This window comes from Candidatus Methylomirabilota bacterium (assembly GCA_036002485.1).
GTDB lineage: Bacteria > Methylomirabilota > Methylomirabilia > Rokubacteriales > CSP1-6 > AR37.
On sequence record DASYTI010000066.1, the window covers coordinates 1 to 20,630 of the forward strand.

General features: G+C 67.6%; 18 protein-coding genes. 12 read left to right on the plus strand and 6 right to left on the minus strand.

Going from position 1 to position 20,630, the window contains the following annotated elements; translation table 11 throughout:
* The 3 genes from VGT00_07070 to VGT00_07080 all read right to left on the minus strand — a co-directional run.
* Positions 1 to 255 (minus strand): adenylate/guanylate cyclase domain-containing protein (locus VGT00_07070; GenBank protein HEV8531157.1); only part of this gene is annotated, 255 nt, incomplete at its 3' end.
* Positions 256 to 314: 59 nt separating this feature from the next.
* A complete protein-coding gene (gene corA, locus VGT00_07075; GenBank protein ID HEV8531158.1) occupies positions 315 to 1,292 on the minus strand; it encodes a magnesium/cobalt transporter CorA in 978 nt (325 codons plus the stop codon).
* Positions 1,293 to 1,488: 196 nt separating this feature from the next.
* Positions 1,489 to 4,494, minus strand: a complete 3,006-nt coding sequence (locus tag VGT00_07080) for a CHAT domain-containing tetratricopeptide repeat protein (protein HEV8531159.1) — start codon at positions 4,492 to 4,494, stop codon at positions 1,489 to 1,491.
* 266 nt (positions 4,495 to 4,760) lie between these two features.
* Between VGT00_07080 and VGT00_07085 the strand changes: the two genes are divergently transcribed.
* The 7 genes from VGT00_07085 (at position 4,761) to VGT00_07115 (ending at position 13,611) form a co-directional block, all read left to right on the plus strand.
* Positions 4,761 to 6,143, plus strand: a complete 1,383-nt coding sequence (locus VGT00_07085) for a malic enzyme-like NAD(P)-binding protein (protein ID HEV8531160.1) — start codon at positions 4,761 to 4,763, stop codon at positions 6,141 to 6,143.
* A gap of 183 nt (positions 6,144 to 6,326) precedes the next feature.
* Complete coding sequence (locus VGT00_07090; protein HEV8531161.1) at positions 6,327 to 6,761, plus strand: GNAT family N-acetyltransferase; 435 nt, start codon at positions 6,327 to 6,329, stop codon at positions 6,759 to 6,761.
* Between the two features lie 39 nt (positions 6,762 to 6,800).
* Positions 6,801 to 7,736: a ferritin-like domain-containing protein gene (locus VGT00_07095; protein HEV8531162.1), complete on the plus strand. Its 936-nt coding sequence runs from the start codon at positions 6,801 to 6,803 to the stop codon at positions 7,734 to 7,736.
* Entirely contained in the window at positions 7,717 to 9,234 is a 1,518-nt protein-coding gene (locus VGT00_07100) for a hypothetical protein (protein HEV8531163.1), read from the plus strand. Before VGT00_07095 ends, VGT00_07100 begins: the two co-directional genes overlap by 20 nt.
* A 113-nt stretch (positions 9,235 to 9,347) precedes the next feature.
* On the plus strand, positions 9,348 to 11,519 hold the full coding sequence (locus tag VGT00_07105; protein ID HEV8531164.1) for a BadF/BadG/BcrA/BcrD ATPase family protein: 2,172 nt from the start codon (positions 9,348 to 9,350) through the stop codon (positions 11,517 to 11,519).
* A 13-nt stretch (positions 11,520 to 11,532) separates the two neighbouring features.
* Positions 11,533 to 12,690: an acyl-CoA dehydratase activase-related protein gene (locus tag VGT00_07110; GenBank protein HEV8531165.1), complete on the plus strand. Its 1,158-nt coding sequence runs from the start codon at positions 11,533 to 11,535 to the stop codon at positions 12,688 to 12,690.
* A 126-nt stretch (positions 12,691 to 12,816) separates the two neighbouring features.
* On the plus strand, positions 12,817 to 13,611 hold the full coding sequence (locus VGT00_07115) for an SDR family oxidoreductase (GenBank protein HEV8531166.1): 795 nt from the start codon (positions 12,817 to 12,819) through the stop codon (positions 13,609 to 13,611).
* Between the two features lie 56 nt (positions 13,612 to 13,667).
* Here VGT00_07115 and VGT00_07120 read toward each other — a convergent pair whose 3' ends face one another.
* Positions 13,668 to 14,066 (minus strand): carboxymuconolactone decarboxylase family protein, encoded by a 399-nt coding sequence (locus VGT00_07120; GenBank protein HEV8531167.1) that lies wholly within the window; start codon positions 14,064 to 14,066, stop codon positions 13,668 to 13,670.
* Positions 14,067 to 14,226: 160 nt separating this feature from the next.
* Between VGT00_07120 and VGT00_07125 the strand changes: the two genes are divergently transcribed.
* Positions 14,227 to 14,823 carry a hypothetical protein gene (locus tag VGT00_07125; GenBank protein ID HEV8531168.1) on the plus strand — a complete coding sequence of 199 codons (597 nt, stop codon included), beginning with the start codon at positions 14,227 to 14,229 and terminating at the stop codon, positions 14,821 to 14,823.
* Here the strand turns inward: VGT00_07125 and VGT00_07130 are convergent.
* Positions 14,795 to 15,361: a metal-dependent hydrolase gene (locus VGT00_07130; GenBank protein HEV8531169.1), complete on the minus strand. Its 567-nt coding sequence runs from the start codon at positions 15,359 to 15,361 to the stop codon at positions 14,795 to 14,797. The genes VGT00_07125 and VGT00_07130 overlap by 29 nt on opposite strands.
* A 162-nt stretch (positions 15,362 to 15,523) precedes the next feature.
* On the opposite strand from VGT00_07130, the gene VGT00_07135 reads away from it, so the two are divergent.
* Positions 15,524 to 16,342, plus strand: a complete 819-nt coding sequence (locus VGT00_07135; protein HEV8531170.1) for a creatininase family protein — start codon at positions 15,524 to 15,526, stop codon at positions 16,340 to 16,342.
* 4 nt (positions 16,343 to 16,346) lie between these two features.
* Here VGT00_07135 and VGT00_07140 read toward each other — a convergent pair whose 3' ends face one another.
* Complete coding sequence (locus VGT00_07140) at positions 16,347 to 17,258, minus strand: LysR family transcriptional regulator (GenBank protein HEV8531171.1); 912 nt, start codon at positions 17,256 to 17,258, stop codon at positions 16,347 to 16,349.
* A gap of 86 nt (positions 17,259 to 17,344) precedes the next feature.
* Between VGT00_07140 and VGT00_07145 the strand changes: the two genes are divergently transcribed.
* From VGT00_07145 to VGT00_07155, 3 genes are all read left to right on the plus strand, one after another.
* Positions 17,345 to 18,154 (plus strand): hypothetical protein, encoded by an 810-nt coding sequence (locus tag VGT00_07145; GenBank protein HEV8531172.1) that lies wholly within the window; start codon positions 17,345 to 17,347, stop codon positions 18,152 to 18,154.
* A gap of 92 nt (positions 18,155 to 18,246) precedes the next feature.
* A complete protein-coding gene (locus tag VGT00_07150; protein ID HEV8531173.1) occupies positions 18,247 to 19,791 on the plus strand; it encodes an ABC transporter substrate-binding protein in 1,545 nt (514 codons plus the stop codon).
* 138 nt (positions 19,792 to 19,929) lie between these two features.
* The coding region (locus VGT00_07155; GenBank protein ID HEV8531174.1) for an SMP-30/gluconolactonase/LRE family protein at positions 19,930 to 20,630 on the plus strand (701 nt) is incomplete at its 3' end.

The window sequence follows — 20,630 nt, forward strand, 5'->3', positions numbered from 1 at the left end:
GGCCACGGCGGCGCGGACGGCACGCTCGGCATCGTCCTCGTTGACACGGGGGACGCCGAAGACGGCCATGATGGCGTCGCCGGCGTACTTCTCCACGGTGCCGCCAAAAGCCTCGATCTGCTGCCGCATCTCGTCGAAGAAGGCCGACAGCAGGGCGCGCAGGTGTTCAGGGTCGTGTTGAGTCGCCAGGTCGGTCGATCCGGCCAGGTCGGCGAAGAGGACGGTGACGGGCTTCCGCTCATCCGCAGCTGGCATGGGTCGACTACTCTATCTCAGATCGCATCCTTACTTCTGACTCGGTTGACCCCACGGTGTCAGAGCCAGCCGGAGCGCTTGAAGCGATAGTAGAGATACCCGCAGGCCCCGACCATGACCACCATGACCGCGGGATAGCCATATCGCCACTCGAGCTCCGGCATGAACTTGAAGTTCATCCCGTAGATGCCGGCCACCATGGTGGGTACCGCGATGACGGCGGCCCAGCCCGCCAGCTTCTTCATGGCGTCGTTCTGCGTCACCGCGGTCAGCGAGAGGTGGGCCTCGAGGGCGCCCGTGAGCAGCTCGCGCATCGTGTCCACGTTCTCGTTGATCCGGATGGCGTGGTCGTAGACATCGCGGAAGTAGGGGCGCGTGTCCTCGGGAATCAGGGGGAGATCGAAGCGCATGAGGCGGTTGCACACGTCCACGAGGGGCGACACGGCCCGCTTCACCTCGACCAGGTTGCGCTTGAGATCATAGATGCGCTGGACGGTGTTCCGGTCGAAGTCATCGCTGAAGATCTCGTCCTCGAGGCGCTCGAGCTGGTCTCCCAGGGCGTCGATGACCGGGAAGTACTGGTCCACCACGAAATCCATGATGGCGTACAGCACGAAGCCCGGCCCCTTGCCGAGAAGCGCCGGCGTGCTCTCGCACCGGGTCCGGACGCCGGCGTAGGATGGGGTGGCGCCGTGGCGGATGGACACGATATAGCGGGCTCCCACGAAGATGTGCGTCTCGCCGAGCTCGACCTGCTCTTGACCGGGGGCCAGGATGGCCGGGCGCAGCACGACGAAGATGGAGTCGCCGTACTGCTCGAGCTTGGGCCGCTGGTGGGCGGCCTGGGCGTCCTCGATGGCCAGCTCGTGGAGCCCGAACTCCTCCTGGATCTGCTTGAGCAGCTCCGGAGAGGGATCGTGGAGGCCGATCCAGACGAAGTGGTCCGGCTTCTTGAGGACCTCGCTGATGTCCGGAATGGCGACGTCGCCGACACGCTTGCCGTCGGCGTACGCGACAGAGGCGACCACGCCCTCCATCAGACCCCTAGGTAGCTCGGAGGGGGGCTCCGCCCCCCTTCCGAAGCCTCCCCCCGACGCCGTGCGAGCCGCAGGACGTCGCGGGGCTGGGGCCCTGCCGTCCGAGGCGAGCAATCTGAGAACGGCGCCGGCGAAGCCGGCGCTCGAAGCGGAACATCCCTGCTCGCGAGGGCATGGGAATGACTTGGACCGATCCCTAGGGCGTGCCGCCGTCGCCCACGAGGACGAAGGGCGCCCACAAGGCCGGGTGCGACATGGCGGGGTCGCCCAGGAGCTGGAGCTGCGCCGAGCGCAAGGCCGCCGCGCGCCCGAGCGACTGGTCTCGGCTGTAGGCCTCGAAGAGACTCGTGGTCAGAAGGGCGGTGGGCCGGGAGGCCACGCCCCAGTGCGAGACCAGGAGCCCGCGCGCCCCCGCATAGAAGAAAGCCCGCGCCAGCCCTGAGAAGCTCTGCCCGCCCAGCTTGCCGTCCGGCGCCGCCGTATTGCAGGCCGAGAGGATCACCCAGTCGGCATCGAGCTTGAGCTGGGCGATCTCGCCCGCGTCGAGGAGCCCGTCCTCGTCGGCGGTGCTTTTGGCGGGCGGCGTCAGGGCCAGCGCGGGCTCGCTCTTGCACTTGAGCTCGCCGGGCAAGAGGCCATGCGTGGCGAAAGCGACCACGCGGTAGCGGGAGAGATCCGTGCCGCGCACCTTGGCCTCCGTGGCCTGGGCGCCGAGGATCACGTCCGTCTCCGGCGCCTTGAGGGTCTTGGCGATCTGGCGGATCTCTCCCGCCGTGTCGCGCAGCCGCGGGAGATTACGCACGAGCTCGCTGTCCACGGCCGCGCCATCGCGACAGAGCGAGGCCAGCGTGGCCATGCTGCGCGTGTCGCCGGGGGCGCCCGCGAAGGCGGGATCGCCGAAGCCGATGAAGGGCTGTGGCGCCTTGGAGCGGCCGGCCACCGCGCGGAGGCTCTTGAGCGAGCTCATGGCAGGCAGCACGCTGATGGCCACCTGCTTGCCCAGCCACGGCACCTGGCGATAGTCGGCCTTCTCGGCGGGGCCCGCGGGCGCCGGCGTGGGCTGCGTCACGAGCAGGCCCGGGGGCAAGCTCAGCATCGGGCCCGTGGGCACGACGATGAGATGTGTGGCGTCCTTGAGCGGGACGGCCACCGGAGCAATCAGATCGACATAGAGCTTGTGGGCCGCGGCCACGTCGAAGGCGCGTAGCTGGCCATCGGCCAGATCGAGCCCCTTGCGAAGATCGCGCACGGCCTTGTCGAGGTTCGCGTATGTCACCGCCGCGCGGTGTGCATGTACTTTGCCGTCCCGGATCAGGAACACGTAGGTGGTATTGCGGGTGGCGAGAAGAGACATCAGCGCCTCGCCCGGCTTCAGCAGGGCGGCGACGTCCTTGGCCTTCAGGGGCCGCGTGGTCACCAGCCCCGCGTAGCGCGGGAAGTCGGCCTGGAGCTTGCCCTCCAGGCGAGCCACGTCGCCCTCCGCGGCCTGGAGCTCGTGCTTCAGCTGCTCCTCGCGCACGGGCTCTCGCTTGTCGGGCGGCTGCAGCGTCAGGAGGGCCAGCTCGCGGCGTGCCGTGTCCCGCTTGCGGAGCGCTTCCTGGTAGTCACGCGCCGCGGCTCGGAGCGCGGGATCAGCTGTGTCGAGCCGGGCCGCCATGTTCGTGATGGCCCGCGCCGTATCGCCCTCGCGCGGAATCTGCGAGGCGGCGAAGGCCTCGGCCAACAGCGCGTCTCGCTCACCCGGCGTGGCGACGGCCGCTTCGAGGAGCACATCCAGGTACTCCGCGAAGGTATTTGGCCGCGAGCGATCCTGGGCCACCCGATCGGTCGTGCGGATCGCGGCTTCCTTGCGGAAGGCGTCCAGGGCGCCGGCGCGGTTGCCTTCGGTCAGCGAGAGGCGGCCGAGCTCGCGATAGGCATCCGCTATCGTGACCGAGTCGCCGAAGAGCAGCCGCCGTCTGGCCAGGGCCAGCTCCATTTGTTTGCGGGCATCGGCATACTGCTTCTGCTCCTTGTGGACCAGGCCTAGCCACAGCTGCAATTCGCCGGTGTACCAGACACGGAATTCGAAATCCGGCCCCGGCCTGTCGAGGAGAGAGATAGCGCGCGTGATGTTGCGGTCCGCCTCGTCCAGCCGCTTGAGATAGAACTGCGCCCGGCCCAGCTGCATGAGGGCATGCGCGAGCCCGGCGGCGTAGCCCGAGGACGCTTCCACTTCCCGGCGCTGGTCGCGCAACCGGACGGCTTCCTCGGCCAGCGGCAGGGCGATCTCGTAGCGTCCGCGATATCGCTCCACGGAGCTTCGATAGGCCAGGTAGAACGGCCGATCCGACCACGCCGCGGACTTCGCCACCAGAGGCTCGGCGCGGTTGAAGAGCTGCTCGGCTTCCTCGAAGCGATTCTGGAAGCCCACGTTCTGCGCGATCCACGCGATCGTCCGTCCCGAAGCGGGCCGGGCGGGGCCATTCACCCGTTCCTCGATCTCCAATATCTGGCGGAAAGCGGCTTCCGAGCCTGCATAGTCCCCCGCGTAGTGACGAAGCGTGCCCACGCGGTACAGGAGGGCGTAGGCACCGACGTCCCGGATCCCCGTGAGCTTGCCGCTGGCATCCACCATGGTTTCCGCGCGCCGGATGGCCGCCGACAACGAGCCCGAGGCCTTGCCGGCATCCGCGGGCGCGCGCTTGCCCTCGAGCACTTCGACGGCGGCTTCGAGCAGAGGCAGGTTGGTCGGGAAGGTTTCGAGGCCATAGACACGCTGGCCGGCGACGACACCCACGACCGCGGCGCGGAAATCACCGTCCAGTCGACGGCACTCGCGTAGCGCTGCGGCCAGGCCGGAGCTGGCCGTGGTCGGTTCCACCGCCCCGCAGTCGCCCAGGCGCGTGGCAAAGCTCTTCTCCCACAGGCTGTCGGTGAGGAGCTTGTCCACCTTGAAGTCCTTCCTGATGCCGAACCGGCGGATTTCGCCGCTGGGCTGGGTCCAGCCCTCGCACAAGAGGCTGTAGCGCGTGTAGCCGCCGAAGTCCGTGGTGGTCTGCACGAGCCTGAGCCGGCAGGTCTCGCCCGTCCGGTTCTTGCCCACGGCCAGCTCGTCACCCACGGCGACCAGGGCATCAGCCGCCCGGGCGGGAGCAGGGGCCGCGACAACCAGCGCGGCGACAATGCCGCCCAGCACGGCTCCACGAACCGATGAGGTCATGATCATGGCCTCACAGCCTACATCAAGACGCCCCCCGGCCTCCACCCGAAGCAGTTGACACGATTGAGGCTCTGGCGCCTCGCGTCTTGCAGGAGCGCGGTATGTCGTCTATGCTCAGCATCCCCAGCCCGAAAGTCCTGCTACGGCACCCTGATGGGAAATCCGGCTGGGCGGACTTGAGCGCTCACGACTGAGTGGTAGGCGGGTCGCCCCCGCCCCGGAGGCTTTCCATGGGCAATGCCCCCAGTGCCAGCTATAGCTTGACCATGCGCGTCCAGATCGCCAACAAGCCGGGCATGCTGGGCAAGGTCACCTCGGCGATCGGCGAGGCGGGCGGGGATATCGGCGCCATCGACCTGGTCGAGGCCGGCACCCAGTTCATCACGCGTGACATCAGCTGCAATGCCAGCGACGAAGGGCATGGGCAGCGGATCACGGCTGCCGTGAAGGCCCTGAGCGGCGTCACCGTGAAGAACGTCTCGGACCGCACCTTCCTCATGCATCTCGGCGGCAAGATCGAGGTCAACGGTAAGGTCTCCGTCAAGACCCGCGACGATCTCTCCATGGCCTATACGCCGGGCGTGGCCCGCGTGTGCATGGCCATACATCACGATCCGGAAAAGGCCTACACCCTCACCATCAAGGGCAATACCGTGGCCGTCGTCACCGACGGCTCGGCCGTGCTGGGATTGGGCGATATCGGCCCCAGCGGCGCCCAGCCGGTCATGGAGGGCAAGGCCCTCATCTTCAAGAACTTCGCGGGCGTCGACGCCTTCCCGATCTGCCTCAATACCAAGAACGTGGACGAGATCGTGACCATCGTGAAGGCCATCGCGCCCGTCTTCGGGGGGATCAACCTCGAGGACATCTCGGCGCCGCGCTGCTTCGAGATCGAGGAGCGGCTCCAGAAAGACCTGGACATCCCGGTCTTCCACGACGACCAGCACGGCACGGCCGTGGTCGTGCTGGCCGCGCTCACGAATGCGCTCAAGGTCGTCAAAAAGAAGCTGGAGGACGTGACCATCGTGTTCACGGGCGCGGGCGCCTCCGGCATCGCCACCGCCAAGCTCCTCATGAAGGCCGGGGCCAAGCACATCGTCGGCTGCGACCGCGCGGGGACGATCTACAAGGGCCGCACCGAGAACATGAACTCGATGAAGGAGTGGTTCGCCGAGCACACCAATGCCAAGGGCCTCAAGGGCTCGGCGGGGGATGCCCTGGTCGGCGCCGACGTCTTCATCGGGCTCTCGGGGCCCGGCGTGGTGTCGCTCAAGGACATCCAGAAGATGAACCGCGATCCCATCGTCTTCGCCATGGCGAACCCGAACCCCGAGATCCAGCCCGAGGAGGCCGGAGCCCACGTGCGCGTCATGGCCACGGGGCGGTCGGACTACGCGAACCAGATCAACAACTCCTGCTGCTTCCCCGGCTTCTTCCGCGGCATGCTGGATGTGCGCGCAAGCCGGGTGAACGACGAGATGAAGCTGGCCGCCGCCTATGCCCTGGCCAATATCGTGGCCCCCGGCGAGCTCAGCGAGGAGTACATCACGCCCTCCATGTTCGACCCGCGCGTCGTCCAGGCCGTCTCCCAGGCCGTGGCCGACGCCGCCGTGAAGACCGGGGTCGCCCGCCGCAAGCCCCGCGTCTAGTTTCGAAGCACCCTCACCCCGCCCTCTCCCTCAAGGGAGAGGGTTGGTTTTTAAGCTGACCCGCTCCCCTCTGGGGGGGCGGGCTGGGGGGGCCCTTAGCCCGGCTTGAAGCCGGCTGTTTCTTCGACTACCATCCCGCCGAATGCCGTGATTCTCCCGAACCGTCCCGAGCGAGGTCAGAAGATGGCGACCCTGCTGGTCGAAGCCGAGCCCGCCCCCGCTGATATCCGATTTCTCCAGGACAAGCTCTACGAATACAACGTCGAGCAGACCGGCTCCCCGGACGGCAAGTGGCTGTGCATCTTCGTGCGCGACGAGAACGGGGATATCGCGGCGGGACTCCACGGCTGGACCTGGAGTGGCTGCGGCAAGATCGAGAACCTGTGGGTGCGCCACGAACTGAGAGGCAAGGGCTACGGCACGAGCCTGCTCCAGGCGGCGGAGAGGGAGGCCGCGTCCCGCGGCTGCGACCGACTCTACCTCGACACCTTTAGCTTTCAGGCGCCTCTCTTCTACCAGAAGCTGGGCTACGAGATCATCGGTACCCTCGAAGACTTCCCTTCCGCGCCGCACAAGCAATACCAGCTGAGGAAGCGGCTGGGGAGCCCGACATGCTAATCCGCCCGGCCGGGACCAGACGTAGTCAGGGGTGACGTCATGGCGACCTCCAGCCCTTCCCTTGGCATCGAGCAGACGGGTGAGCCCCACGGGGCAATCCCTCCCGCGCGCTCGACGCCGGCCTTCGACCTCGAGGCCTACGTGGCACGCTCCCGGGCCGTCGACCTGTCGGCCATTGCCTGGAACGAGGTCCCGCGCCATCCTCTGTCGGCGGAGACCGTGCGCACCCTGCGCTACATGCAGGACATCGAGAGCCACACCATCATCTACTTGCGCTCCCTCCTGGCCACCCGCGCCCTCGACGAGCCGGAGGTCGCGACGTTCCTCGCCTGCTGGGTCTACGAGGAGACCTTCCACGGCATCGCCCTGGCCCGGTTCCTGGAGGCGGCCGGCTACCCGCTAGAGCCCCGCGCCCGCCCCCATGGGCGGGAACCGCTCTCCCAGCGGATCGAGGCGGCGGCCACCGCCATGGTCTCCAAGGCCTGGCCGGACTTCTGCGCGGTGCACATGACCTGGGGCGCCATCAACGAGCTGACCACGCTGACCGGCTACCGGCGTCTGGTGGCGATAGCGCGGCACCCCGTGCTCACGGATCTCCTCGAGCGCATCATCATCGACGAGTCGCGCCACTTCTTCTTCTACTATCGCCAGGCGGAGATCCGGCTCCAGCGGCCCATCGTCGCGAGGACCGCCCGCCTACTGGTGGATCGCTTCTGGGCGCCCGTGGGCAGCGGCGTGCAGCCCCAGGAGGAGCTGGGCTTCATGGCTCGCTATCTCTTCAGCGGCCCGGACGGACGCATGGCGGCGCGCAAGGTCGACGACACCATCCGGCGTCTGCCGGGATTCGCCTCGGTCAAGCTCCTCGAGGCGTGGATGGATACGCACATCACGGATCGCCCCGGCGTCTCGGGAACACAGCCCGGCCCGCGGCTGGGAACACCGCATGGAGGACACCATGGCCACGGCTACCACTGAGCACTATCGCGCCTACAGCCCCAAGCCGTTCACCCGCGCGGAGCGCGACTCCGTCACCGTCGTCTTCGGAGGCCTCCACTGGAGGGTCGAGCGAGTCATCCAGGCCGTGCTCGAGAACGGCGGCAACAAGGCCGAGGTTCTTCCCGTGGCCACCAAGGAGGACCTCCTCACCGGCCGCGAGGTCGCGGACATCGGCCAGTGCTGCCCCACGAGCTTCACCACGGGCAACCTCGTCAACTTCATCAAGAAGAAGTCGGACGAGCTCGGCGCGGAGGAAGTGACCAAGAAATACGTCTACCTCACGGCCGGCTCCTGCGGGGCCTGCCGCTTCGGCCAGTATCACCAGAGCTACGAGCTGGGCCTCCGCAACTCCGGCCTGGGCGCCTTCCGCATGTTCCTGCTCGCCCAGGACCAGCTCGACCAGAAGGCGGCCATGGGCGACGGGCTCGACCTCAACCTGCCCATGACGCTGGGCTGCCTGTGGGGCATCTTCTGCACCGACCTCGTGCAGGACCTGGAATACCAGGTGCGCCCGTACGAGGTCGGGCCCGGTCAGACCGACGCCGTGGTCAAGGAGAGCGTGGAATATCTCTACGAGATGTTCCGCAACCGCCCGCGCCGCGACTCCTGGCGCTCCATCACCTGGCACCTCACGAGCTCGTACTTCACCAAGGCCCTGCGCGAGATCCATCGCAAGTTCTCGGCCATCGAGGTCGACCGGCTGCGCGTGAAGCCCACGGTCAAGATCACGGGCGAGTTCTACCTGCAGACCGTGGAAGGCGATCCCAACTACAACATCCATCGCTGGCTCGAGGCAGAGGGCGCGGAAGTGTACCCCGCCGCCATCGCGGTGTGGATGGACTATCTCCTGCGGCTCGGGCTCCAGCGCTTCGAGGACTACTCCGGCATCGAGCGCGGCGCGCGCCTCAAGCTCGGGGCCGGCCGCGTCGCCCAGGCCATCTACCGCTGGAACTACGCGCGGCTGCGTCGCGCCATGGGCGATCTGCCCCACGAGCTGCCGAACCAGTTCGAGCTGCGCCGCCTGGCCGCGCCCTACTTCAATAGCCGGCTGGACGGCGGCGAGGGCGACATGCTGGTGGGCAAGGCCCTCTGGTCCTATCAGAGGAAGAAGGCCCACATGATCTGCGAGCTCTCGCCGTACTCGTGCATGCCCAACACCATGAGCATCGGCGCCATGGCCGGCGTGCTCGGCAAGTATCCCGAGATCCTCTACGCCCCGCTCGAGATCAAGGGCGACGCCGAGGTCCACGCGCTCTCCCGCTGCCAGATGATTCTGACCGAGGCCAAGAAGCGCGCGCAGAAGGAGTTCGACGAGGCGCTCGCCGCGGCCGGGCTGTCGCTGGAGGGCGTACGCGCCTATGTCGACAAGCATCCCGAGATGAAGCGCGCCACCTACCGTGTGCCCCACGGTGATGCCGTGGGCACCGCGGCCAACCTGGTCCATCACGTAGCGCAACGGCTAGGCAGGCGGGGATGATCGAAGACGCGAACGGAAGTATCAGCCGCTCCGAGCGCGGGCTTAGCCCGCGCAACCCTTCGGGGGAGGTTCGGAAGGGGGGCGAAGCCCCCCTCCGAGGAAAGATCATCGGAATGGATGTCGGCTCCACCACGGTGAAGGCGGTCGTGGTGGAAGACGGGAAAGCGACGTGGCAGGACTACCAGCGCCACAACACGCGCCAGGCCGAGAAGGTCCACGAGTTCCTCGAGCGCGTGGAGACCGAGGCGGGGGTGGTGGCGGGACGCGATCGTATCTTCTTCACGGGCTCGGGCGCGGGATTCATCTCCCCCCTTTGCGGCGGCAAGCTCATCCAGGAGGTCGTGGCCGTGGCCGCCTCCGTGGACCGGCTGCATCCCGACGTCCGCTTCGTCTCGGAGATCGGCGGCGAGGACATGAAGACGATCTTCTTCACCGCCACGGGCTCGGGCAAGTCCAAGCAGGTCTTCATGCAGTCGGCCTGCAGCGGGGGCACGGGCACCTTCGTGGAGAAGACGGCGCGCAAGCTCCAGATCCCCACCGAGCGGCTGGCCCAGATGCCCTACGAAGGGCTCTCGCTCCACAAGGTCAGCTCCAAGTGCGGCATCTTCGCGGAGACGGACGCGAACACCCTCGTCAAGACCGGCGTGCCCGTCGAGGAGATCATCGCGAGCCTCTTCGAGGCGGTCGTCTACCAGAACCTGGCCACCCTGACCAAGGGCAACACGCCCATGCCCGAGGTGCTCCTCCTCGGCGGCCCCAATCTCTTCTTCACGGGGCTGCAGGAGGCGTGGCGGCATCATCTGATGAAACTCTGGCGTGAACGTAAAATCGCGCTGCCCGAGGGTCGCGACGCCGCCTCGCTCATCATCGTTCCCGCCGAGGCGCTCTACTATGCCTGCCTCGGCTGCGTGGATATCGGGAAGGACGAGGCCGAGGGCGTCGCCGTCTATCAGGGCCGCGAGAAGCTCCGCTGGTGGATCGACGAGGGCCAGCACGAGCAGAAGGCCAAGGCGGGCGGCCGCGCCCTGATCAGCGGCGGCGATGATCTCGCCTCTTTCAGCGTCCAGTGGGACACGTGGCGCGCGGCCGCCACTCCCGCCGTCGAGGGCAAGGTCACCGGGCCCGTTCTCGTCGGCTGCGACTTCGGCAGCACCACGGCCAAGGCGGTGGTTCTGTCGACCGAGCAGGAGCTGCTCTTCAGCTGCTACGCGCTCTCGAAGGGCAATCCCATCGAGGATGCGCAAGCTCTCTTCCGCCAGGTGCGCGAGGCCGGCTTCGAGGACATCGGCGGGCTGGCCCTCACCGGCTACGGCAAGGACCTCCTCAAGGACGTGCTGGGCGCCGACATGGGCGTGGTCGAGACCGTCGCGCACGCCACGGCCGCCCTCCACTTCTTCCCCGATGCCGACGTGATCTGCGACGTGGGCGGCACCGACGTGAAGATCATGATCCTGCGCCAGGGCACCGTAGCGGACTTCCGCTTGAACTCGCAATGCTCCTCGGGGAACGGTGCCTTCCTCCAGGGGGTGGCCGACCGCTACAGCGTTCCCCTCGAGCAGTATGCCGAGCGCGCCTTCGAGGCCAAGGCCATGCCGACGCTCGCCATGGGCTGCGGCGTGTTCTTGCAGTCCGACATCGTCAACCAGCAGCGCAAGGGCTGGTCGGCCGAGGAGATCATGGCCGCCCTCGCCGCCGTGCTCCCCATCAATGTCTGGATCTACGCCGGCCAGCTCCAGAATCTTCGCGCGGTGGGGCGCAAGTTCATCCTCCAGGGCGGCACGCATCGGAACAAGGCGGTGGTCAAGGCCCAGGTGGATTTCATCCGCAGCAAGGTGCCCGATGCTGACGTCGTCCTGCATCCGTATTCCGGCGAGGCCGGCGCCATCGGGGCCGCCCTCTGCGCTCTCGAGTGGCGGCGATCCGGGGCCCCGAGCAAGTTCCGCGGCTTCGACACCATCGAGGCCCTGACCTATACGAGCACGACCAAGGCCGAGACCGTCTGCAAGTGGTGCCCGATCAACTGCACGCGCACCTTCATCGACGTCAAGCTCCCCGGCGCGCAGGGGCGGGCCTGGAGCAAGGTCCCGCTGGCTCCCGGATGGGAGCGCGTCATCAGCGGCAACTCCTGCCCCAAGGGGCTGGTGGAGGACGCCAACGAGATGCGCGTGGTGAAGGCGAAGCTCGAGGAGGTCAAGCGTGAGTATCCTAACGTTGCCGACATGGTTCGGAAGGACGCGTTCCGCCGGAGCCGGGCCGAATCCGGAGTCGTCGCCGGCGCGGAGTAAGCTGCGGGTCGGCATCCCCCGCGTCCTCAACATGTGGTCCACGCACCAGTTCTGGTGCGGGCTGTTCGGCGCGCTGGGGATCGACCGGCGCAACCTCGTCTTCTCGGCGGACACCTCCGAGGAACAGGGGCGGCAGTTCGGCAAGGGCCGCGGCACCGTGGACTGCTGCTATCCCGTCAAGTGCATCGCCGGGCACTACGGCGAGCTGGTCTTCGGCCAGCGCGAAAAGCTCGACATCGTGTTCTCGCCCATGATCTACACGGTGCCCTCCATGCTGTCCGGTCACGTGGCCCGCACCCTCACCTGCCCGCGCGTCATGGCGGCGCCGGAGAACATCAAGGGCGGCTTCATCAAGGAGCGCGACGTCTTCGTCGAGCAGGGCATTCGCTACGTCACGCCCTTCGTCTCGCTCGACGAGCCCAAGCTGGTGGCCAAGCAGCTCTTCGAGGGCGGATTGCGCGAGGCCATCCCGGGATTGACACCGTCAGAGATGGCCCGCGCCGTCGAGGCAGGCTTCCTCGCCCTGCGGGCCTTCAACAACAGCCTGCGCAAGAAATCCCGCGAGGTGCTCGAGTGGTGCGCGCGGGAGAACCGAGCCTGCCTGCTCGTGCTCGCGCGCCCGTACCACATGGACCCGGGCATCGGCCACGAGATCGAGGGAGATCTCCAGGCCTATGGCTATCCCGTGCTCTGGGCGCAGTACTTCCCCACCGACCCCGACCTGCTCGAGTGGGCCTTCGGGGAGGACCTTCGCGCGGGGATCATCAAGTCCCCGTTCGACATCCACGACGTGTGGCCGTCCTCGTACAGCGCGAACACGAACGAGATCCTCTGGGGCGCCAAGGTGGCCGCGCGCATTCCGTGGGTGGCCTGCGTGGTCAGGCTCTCCAGCTACGAGTGCGGCATGGATCAGCCGACCTACACGCCGGTGCAGCAGATCGTGGAGCGCTCGGGCACGCTCTTCTTTTCCTTCCAGGATCTGGACTCGACGAAGCCTGCCGGCTCCGTGAAGATCCGCGTAGAGACGATCACGCACTATCTCGAGAAATACGCCGCGGCCATCATCGAGAAGAAGAAGGCCGCCATGCCGCCGGGGTGCCCATTGCCCTCGCAGGCGGCTGAAAAGGGCCCATCTGCTTCGTTGGCGCCCTCGACCGCAGGTTCAACGTAGAGAGACTACGCCTCACCTGCGGCCTTCGGGCGCCGCCTCGCATCTGGACCCTTTTGAGCCGCCTGCTAAGCGGCCCCAACGAACGGAGTTACACTGCGGGATACTGCAGCGACACTTGGAGGACACATGCGCGTACTGGTGACGGGAGCGGCGAGCGGAATCGGACGGGCGACCTGCCTTCGCCTGGCCCGCGATGGCAAAGCGAGCGGGCAGGCTGCCAAGGTGGCGGCGGTGGATCTCGGCCCTTCGCCCGGGCTCGATAGCCTGTGCGGCGAGCTCAAGGCGCTGGGCGCGGAAGCTCTCCCGCTGCACGCGGACATGGGTGAGGCCAAGGAGCCCGCGCGCGTGGTCGCCGAGGCGGTGAAAGCCTTCGGCGGCCTCGATGGGCTCGTGAGCAATGCCGGCATCAACCGGCCGGGCCCGCTGCTCAGCTACACCCTGGAGGACTGGGACCGGATGTTCGCGGTCAATACACGGGCGACCTGGCTCCTCGCCCAGGCGGCCCATCCGGCCCTCAAGGCCTCACATGGCGCCATCGTCGCCACGGCGTCCATGTCTGGCAGCAACCCGCACGCGAACCTGGGCCCCTATGGGCCGAGCAAGGCGGCCGTCATCATGCTGGCGCAGGTGCTCGCCCAGGAGTTCGGCCCGGACGGGATCCGCGTCAACACGATCTCACCCGGAATGGTGCGCACGGGCATGACGGAGAAGGCCTATGCCGACCCGGGCATCGCCGCCGAGCGCAACGGCCTCGTCCCCCTCGGGCGGGTGGCCACGCCCGAGGACATGGCCGACGTCATCGCCTTCCTGCTGAGCCCCGACGCGCGCTACATCAACGGCCACGACCTGGTCGTGGACGGCGGCGTGGCCGGCAATTTCCTCGGCCGCCTGCCCGGGATCTCGCGGATCACGCGGAGCTGAGGGCACGCTGGGCCGCCGTCCGCCGTTGAGCGGAGCGCGCTCGCCCGCGCCTGACGCTAGGCCTTCGACTCGGTCTTGACCTCGCTGAACACTCGGGAGGCCGTGAGCATGCATTCGCGGATGATCGGCACGCCCACGTAGCCGGACATGTGGAGGAGGGTCTCCGTCAGCTCCTCCTCCGTCCAGCCCTGGCGGAGGGCCATCCGCAAATGGATGGCGAGCTCGGGTTCGCGCCCCGTGGCGGCGTCCGACACGACACAGATGAGAGTGCGCGTCTTGAGGTCGAGGCCCGGACGCGTCCACAGCGCGCCGAAGACCGTCTCGGTGGCCACGTCGATGAACTTGCGCATCACGGGGTCCTTGTAGGTCGTGTTGTTGATCCGGTCGGCGTACGCGTCGCCCAGCAGCTTCCGTCGCATCTCACTGCCCTTCCGATAGCCTTCCGTCTCCGGCATGTCGATCTCCTTTCGCAGAATGTCAACCCTCCACTACGACTGACAGATTTGAGCCATCGCCGACCTTCCCAGGCTGCGCAACTCGTTGATCTCACGCGCTCCATTGCTGGCTCACTTCTTGCCTCTCTCCTACCCAGATGAACCACGGGAAGGATAAGCCATGGATCGTCTGAGATCCCTCAAGGGCCGCATCGGCGAGGCGTTCGTGGAGAGCATCTTCCGCCGCGCCGGCTACAAGGTGTCCAGGATCGGCCGAGAGAGCCAGGTCCAGCAGATGCTCCGGACGGGAATCAGCGAGTTCCTTCCCGACTTCCTCGTCTGGAAGTCCGTCGAGCAAACGGGCGGCGCCACGTCGCTCAATCGCACCCTCACCGTGGAAGTCAAGTACCGATACAACATCCCGGAATTTCTCCAGCGCTTCGGCGGAGATTTCCTTCTCGACGTCGCCGAGCAATGGCCGGAGCTCTACGTCATTCTCGTCACGGACAATCCCGAGCCTCACCGCTCCTGCTTCCAGGCCATCGACCTCCGCGGATACCGTCCCCAGGCGCTTGTGACCACGTCCGACCTTCACGCTCTCCCCACGCTCGACATCTATCGGAGCACCGTGGAGGAATACGAGGGGCTGGTCAAGGAAGTCTTCTCCCTGCTCGGGGCCCACGCGCGCGGCCCCGAGCTTCCGCAGAAGCCGCCCGGCAAGATCCTCCCCGCGTCCGGCGCCATTCGCCTCACCGGGCTCCAAGAGTCCTGGCCGTAGCTCGCGGAGGTTTGGAGAGGCGCGCGCTGATGATGGCCAGCGCCACGCCAAGGACCGCGCAGGGCGCCCATACCCAGACGAGCTCCGACTCCAGCACGGACACGCCTCTCGAGGAAAGAAACCGCGAGATCCCGATGGGCGACACTTCGATCACCGGGTAGGGGGCGAAATATCGCTCGCCTGAGAACGGCCACAGGAACGCGATGCCCAGCCCCCCGTTGGTGAAGGCATCGAGCATCCCGTGCGAGGCCGTGGCGACCAGGATGAAGAGGAACGCGCGAGAAAATCCGGCGCGCAGCGCTCGATGACAACACCCGCCGACCAGAGCCACGGCCAGGGCGAACGCCAGCGAGTGGGTGAATCCCCGATGGCCGAAGGCCGATCCGTAGTGAACGCCCAGCGGGAAGGCCAGGACATCCAGGTCGGGCAACATCGAGGTCGCCACGCCGGCCGCCAGCAGCCTCCGCGAAATGATTTGCCGTCCTAAGCCGAGACCGACCGCCAGGGGCAATGCCGGATGGGTGAGCACGGTGGGCATGAGCGTTCACCTGGGAGTCTAGTCTCCGGCGGAGACGGTCGCAAGAAGACGGATCCTCTCGGGCCCGCGCCCGTTCCTCGCGTCGCCACGTCCCCGAGAGTGTCGGAAGGCTTCGGGCGGCGTGTATAGTCTCCCCGTGACCCGTCACCGCTCGCGCGAGGCATGATCAGGCTGGGCGAGCGCACGTACCTCGAAGCGGCGCGGCTGGCCCGCGATCCCCGATCGGTAATTCTCTTGCCCCTGGGCGCCGTCGAGGAGCACGGCCCGCACCTACCCCTGCTCGTGGACTGGCTCGGGGCGGAGGAGCTGGCGCGGCGCCTTGCGCCTCATCTCCGCCGCGGCGGCTGGCAGCCCGTGCTCGCCCCCGCGCTCCCGTACGGCGTGAGCACACTGGCCGAGGAGTGGAGCGGAACCGTGTCGCTGTCGCGGCCGCTCGTGACCCGGCTGATCGTGGAGGTGGTCCGCGCCCTCGCCCGTCACGGCTTTCGCCGATTCGTACTCGTCAACTACCAGGCGGACCCCGATCACCTCCGTGCGATGGCGGCGGCCCGGCGCGCCCTCGAGCGAGGACGGAGGCTCCGCGTGGTCTATGCCGGCTTCGCTCCCGACCGGGCGGCCAATGCCGCGATGTCGAACCCGCGCGTGCTTCGACTCCTCAGGAGCCCGAGACCGGAATCGGAATGGCACTCGGGGGAGCTCGAGACGGCGCTGATGCTCTCGGTCAGGCCCGCGCTGGTGCGGCGCGCGCTGGCGCGGAAGCTGCCACCTGCGTGGGTGGACTTTCGTGCCCGGCTGAAGCGAGGCGCTCGTCGATTTCGAGAGATCGATCGGAAGACGCGAGGCTACTTCGGCTGGCCGGCCGTGGCGCGGGCGGAGACGGCCACGCAGATCATGAAGCTGCGCGGCAAGCTGATCGCCGCCGAGGTGATCCGCGCGCTCGGCCCGCGGGGCCGTCGCTCGCCTAAGCGCCCGACGCGCTGATCCGTCACCCGGCCTTCTGGCGCTCGGCGAGGAGGGCCATGAGGGCGCGAGCGGCGCCGCTCAGGTGTCCGCGGCGGCGATGCACGAGGACGACGGGCACCTCGAGACGCATGGCCGCGATGGGGAGCGCCCGCAGCGTGCCCGCCCGCAGCTCTTCCTCCACGCTGCTCGAAGGCAAGAGGCCCAGGCCGAAGCCCGCCTCCACCAGCCGCTTCTGGGCAGTGAGGCTGTCGATGACCACGACCTCGGCGCTGCTCAGGCCGAGGGCGGCCAGACGCTCCGCGAGCGTCTCGGCATAGGACTCGCCCGAGGAGCCCTGCCGCACGGGAAAGCCGACCCAGGCCTCGCCTGCGAGCATCTTCGCGGTCACCCTTTGCGCTCGGGCAAGCCGATGGGTCGGCGCGCAGACCGTCACCAGCGCTTCACCGTAGAGCGGCACGGAGACGAGGTCCGGGTCGGGATCGGCGAAGTAGCGCAGCCCGAGGGCCGCGTCACCGCGCCGGACGAGAGCGCTGACCTCCCGGCTGAGGGCAGTGCGGATCGCGAGCTTGACCTCGGGATAGGCGCGGCGAAACCGCTTGAGCCGCGTGGTCAGCGCCGTGCTCGCCAGTGTCCCCACGAGGGCCACCGTGACCGCGCCTCGATCCGTTCGATCGAGCCCGCGGACGGCCTCCGCGCCATCGCGCATCGAGGCCAGGAGCGCCTCGGCGTGGGGGAGGAAGGCCTGGCCGGCCTCGGTCAGGCGCGCCCCGCCACGCGTCCGGTCGAAGAGCGGGCGGCCCAGCTCCCGCTCGAGGAGGTCGAGCCGCCGGCTGACCGCGGGCTGGGAGAGGTGAAGGGAGGCAGCCGCGCGGGTGAAGCCCCCGCGCCGGACTATGGCCACGAAGGCCTCGACCTGGTCGATCTCCATGGCCATCAGGATAGCTGATGGGAGGGACAAGATATATGCATTGGACACATTCCGCCGTCGCCCCCTAGTCTGGGCGACGAGGAGGTGCCCCCATGGTCAGCGACGAATTCCTCGCCAGCGAGATCCTCGGTCACGGAGCCTATCTCTGTCTGCGCCGGTCGGGCGACGGTGATGTGCGGAAGGCGCAGGCCGCGCCCATCGACGCCCTGGCCGAGCGTCTGGGGCTGCGCAACGAGTTCGAGCCAGGCGAGACAACGGCCGTCGAATCCTTCGCTTTCCTGCGCCGGCATGGAGCGACCCCTGCCGACATCGCCGACGACGCGATTCTCCATGCGGACGGGGTCGTCCACGTCGCCTCCAAGCGGCCGGAGGCAATCGCCGAGCTCTGCGCCGAGACGACTCGGCTCCTTTCACCGGCGGTACGCGTGCATGTCCTCCAGGGGGTTAGGCGCCCGCGAAGCTATACAGGCGCCGCCATGAACAAATGGGCATATGAGCGCCAGGTCGTGCAACAGCCGGGCACGGCGATGCCCAACGCGTTTCTCGTCCCCATGAGCAAGACGGCCGAGTGGTGGCGCAAGGACTGGATGGAGCGCCATACGTACTTCCTGCCTACTTATGACGAGGAGGGGCGGATGCGCACCGAAGGGCACGCGCTGGCCACGGAGGCCGGCATCGCGTGCCTGCTCCGGCGCACGTATCGGAACGACACGCACCCTGCCCCGGACGGCGCCTACGACTTTCTCACTTACTTCGAGTGCGCCGATCGCGACGTGCCGACCTTCCACCAGGTCTGTGCCGCCCTCCGCGACGTCAAGCGCAACCCCGAGTGGCGATTCGTCCGCGAGGGACCGACCTGGCACGGCCGTCGCGTGGCGTCCTGGAAGGAGCTCTTCTCATGAAGATGTAGGCGCCTCGCCCGTCGTCCGCCCTTCGTGGTAGAGTTTGCCGATCCCTGACGTTCGGCGGAGGCCCGACCCATGGCAACGACGGCATGATTCGCCCACGCGATTTCACCCTGGCCGTCACGCTCGCGTGCGCGCTGCTCGCGGGCGGGCCCGCCACCGACGCTGCGGCCCAGACCAAGCCCGAAGGCGAGATGCGCTGGGCCCTCTACGTGACGCTGTCACCGGTCTGGTTCGATCCGGCCGAGGTGTCGGGCCAGCTCACGCCGTTCTGGGTGCTCTACGCCCTTCACGATGCCCTCGTGAAGCCCATGCCCGGGAACCTGATGAGCCCCAGCCTGGCCGAGTCGTGGACGGTCAGCCCTGATCAGCGGGTCTACGAGTTCAAGCTGCGCGAGGGTCTCAAGTTCCACAACGGCGATCCCTTCACCGCCGAGGACGTGAAGTTCAGCTTCCATCGCGCCAAGGGCTCCAAGGTCCTCCGCGACAAGGTCCGCGAGGTGGTGATCGTCAGTCCCTCTCGCGTGCGCTTCGTGCTGCACGAGCCGTGGCCGGACTTCATGACCTTCTACGGCACCATGGTGTCGGGGGCGGGCTGGGTCGTGCCCAAGAAATACGTCGAGCGCGTGGGCGACGACGGCTTCAAGAAGGCGCCCGTGGGGCTCGGACCCTACAAGTTCGTGAGCCACACCCCCGGCGTCGAGCTCGTGATGGAGGCCAACGAAGACTACTGGCGGAAAGTCCCCTCGGTGAAGCGGCTCGTTTACAAGAGCGTGCTGGAAAGCACCACGCGGATGGCCATGCTGAAGCGGGGCGAGGTCGACATCGCCTATCTCCTCGACGTCCCCCAGGCGCAAGAGGTCAAGCGCGATCCCAACCTCAAGCTGGCCTTCTCCGGCGGCATCGGCATCTTCTACCTGGACTTCCTCGACCAGTGGGACCCGAAGTCCCCGTGGCATGACCGGCGCGTGCGGCTCGCGGCTAACTACGCCATCGATCGTCAGGCCCTGAGCGACGCGGAGACGCTGGGGGCGTCCAAGCCCGCGGGCAACCACGTCCCGCGGACCTTCGAGTTCGCCTTGCCCCTCGAGCCCTACCCGTACAACCCGGCGAGGGCCAAGCAACTCCTCGCCGAGGCCGGCTACCCCAATGGCTTCGACGCGGGCGAGCTGCATCAGCTTCCCCCGTATTTCTCGCTGGGCGAGGCGATCGTCCAGTACATGCAGGCGGTGGGGATCCGGCTGAAGATGCGGCCCATGGAGCGCGGAGCCTACATCGCACTGATCTCGTCGAAGAAGGCAAAGGGCCTGTGTGTCTGCTCGACCGCCCTCTATGGAAATGCCGCCTCGCGCATCTCCGAGATCATCCCGAGCGACGGGGCGTACGCCTACGGCGGTTACCCGGACATCGACGCGCTCTACAAGCAGCAAGCCCTGGAGACGGATCGCAAGAAGCGGGAGGTGATGCTGCACCAGATCCAGCGGCTCGTCTACGAGCGCGTGCGCTATGGCCCGATCTACGAGTACATCTGGCCCAGTGGAATCGGCCCGCGAGTGGCCGAGCCCGCCCTGATGCTGATCAATCCCTATCCGTGGTCGGCGCCCCTCGAGGACGTGCGACTCAAGAAACAGTGAGCGAGAGCACCGTCGGGCGCCGCCCCTCACCCTGCCCTCTCCCCAGAGGGGAGAGGGCCGCAATTCGAGCTGAGCGGCCCTGCCGCGTGGCGAGGGCTGAGTAGATCAGGGGGCAAATCACACAAGGAGTGCTTCGAGATGGCTGACGAGCTTTCGGCGGTTCTCGAGACGAAGGAGGCGGAGCGGCTGGCCACGGGCTTCGTGTTCACGGAAGGACCGCTCTGGCATCCCGACGGCTTCTACTACTTCGTCGACGTTCGCTCCAGCGTGCTCTACCGGCTGACCCCCGGTCGCCCGCACGAAGTCCTCCGCGACAAGACCGGCGGGGGCAATGGCACGACTTTCGACCTCCAGGGCCGGCTCATCCTCTGTGAGGGGGAGAACCGGCGCGTCACCCGCACGGCAGCCGACGGACGCATCGAGGTCCTCATGGATCGGTTCGAGGGCAAGCGCCTCAACCGTCCCAACGACGTGGTCTGCAAGTCGGACGGGAGCATCTACTTCACCGATCCCGGCTTGCGGGTGCCTCTCGGCGAGCGTGAGCTGACGTATGCCGGGGTCTATCGTGTCGCCCCAGACGGGACGCAGAGCCTCGTGGCGGACTTCGAGTATCCGAACGGCCTCGCCTTCTCGCCCGACGAGCGCAAGCTCTACGTGGCGAACACGCGCTGGGCGCAGTACATCCACGTGCTCGAGCTCGACGCTGCCGGCAAGATGATGCGCCGGCGCATCTTCGCCGACATGTCCTCGGACGAGACCGATGGCGTGCCCGACGGGATGAAGGTGGACGTCGAAGGCCGGGTCTACTGCACGGGCCCGGGAGGCACCTGGGTCTTCGC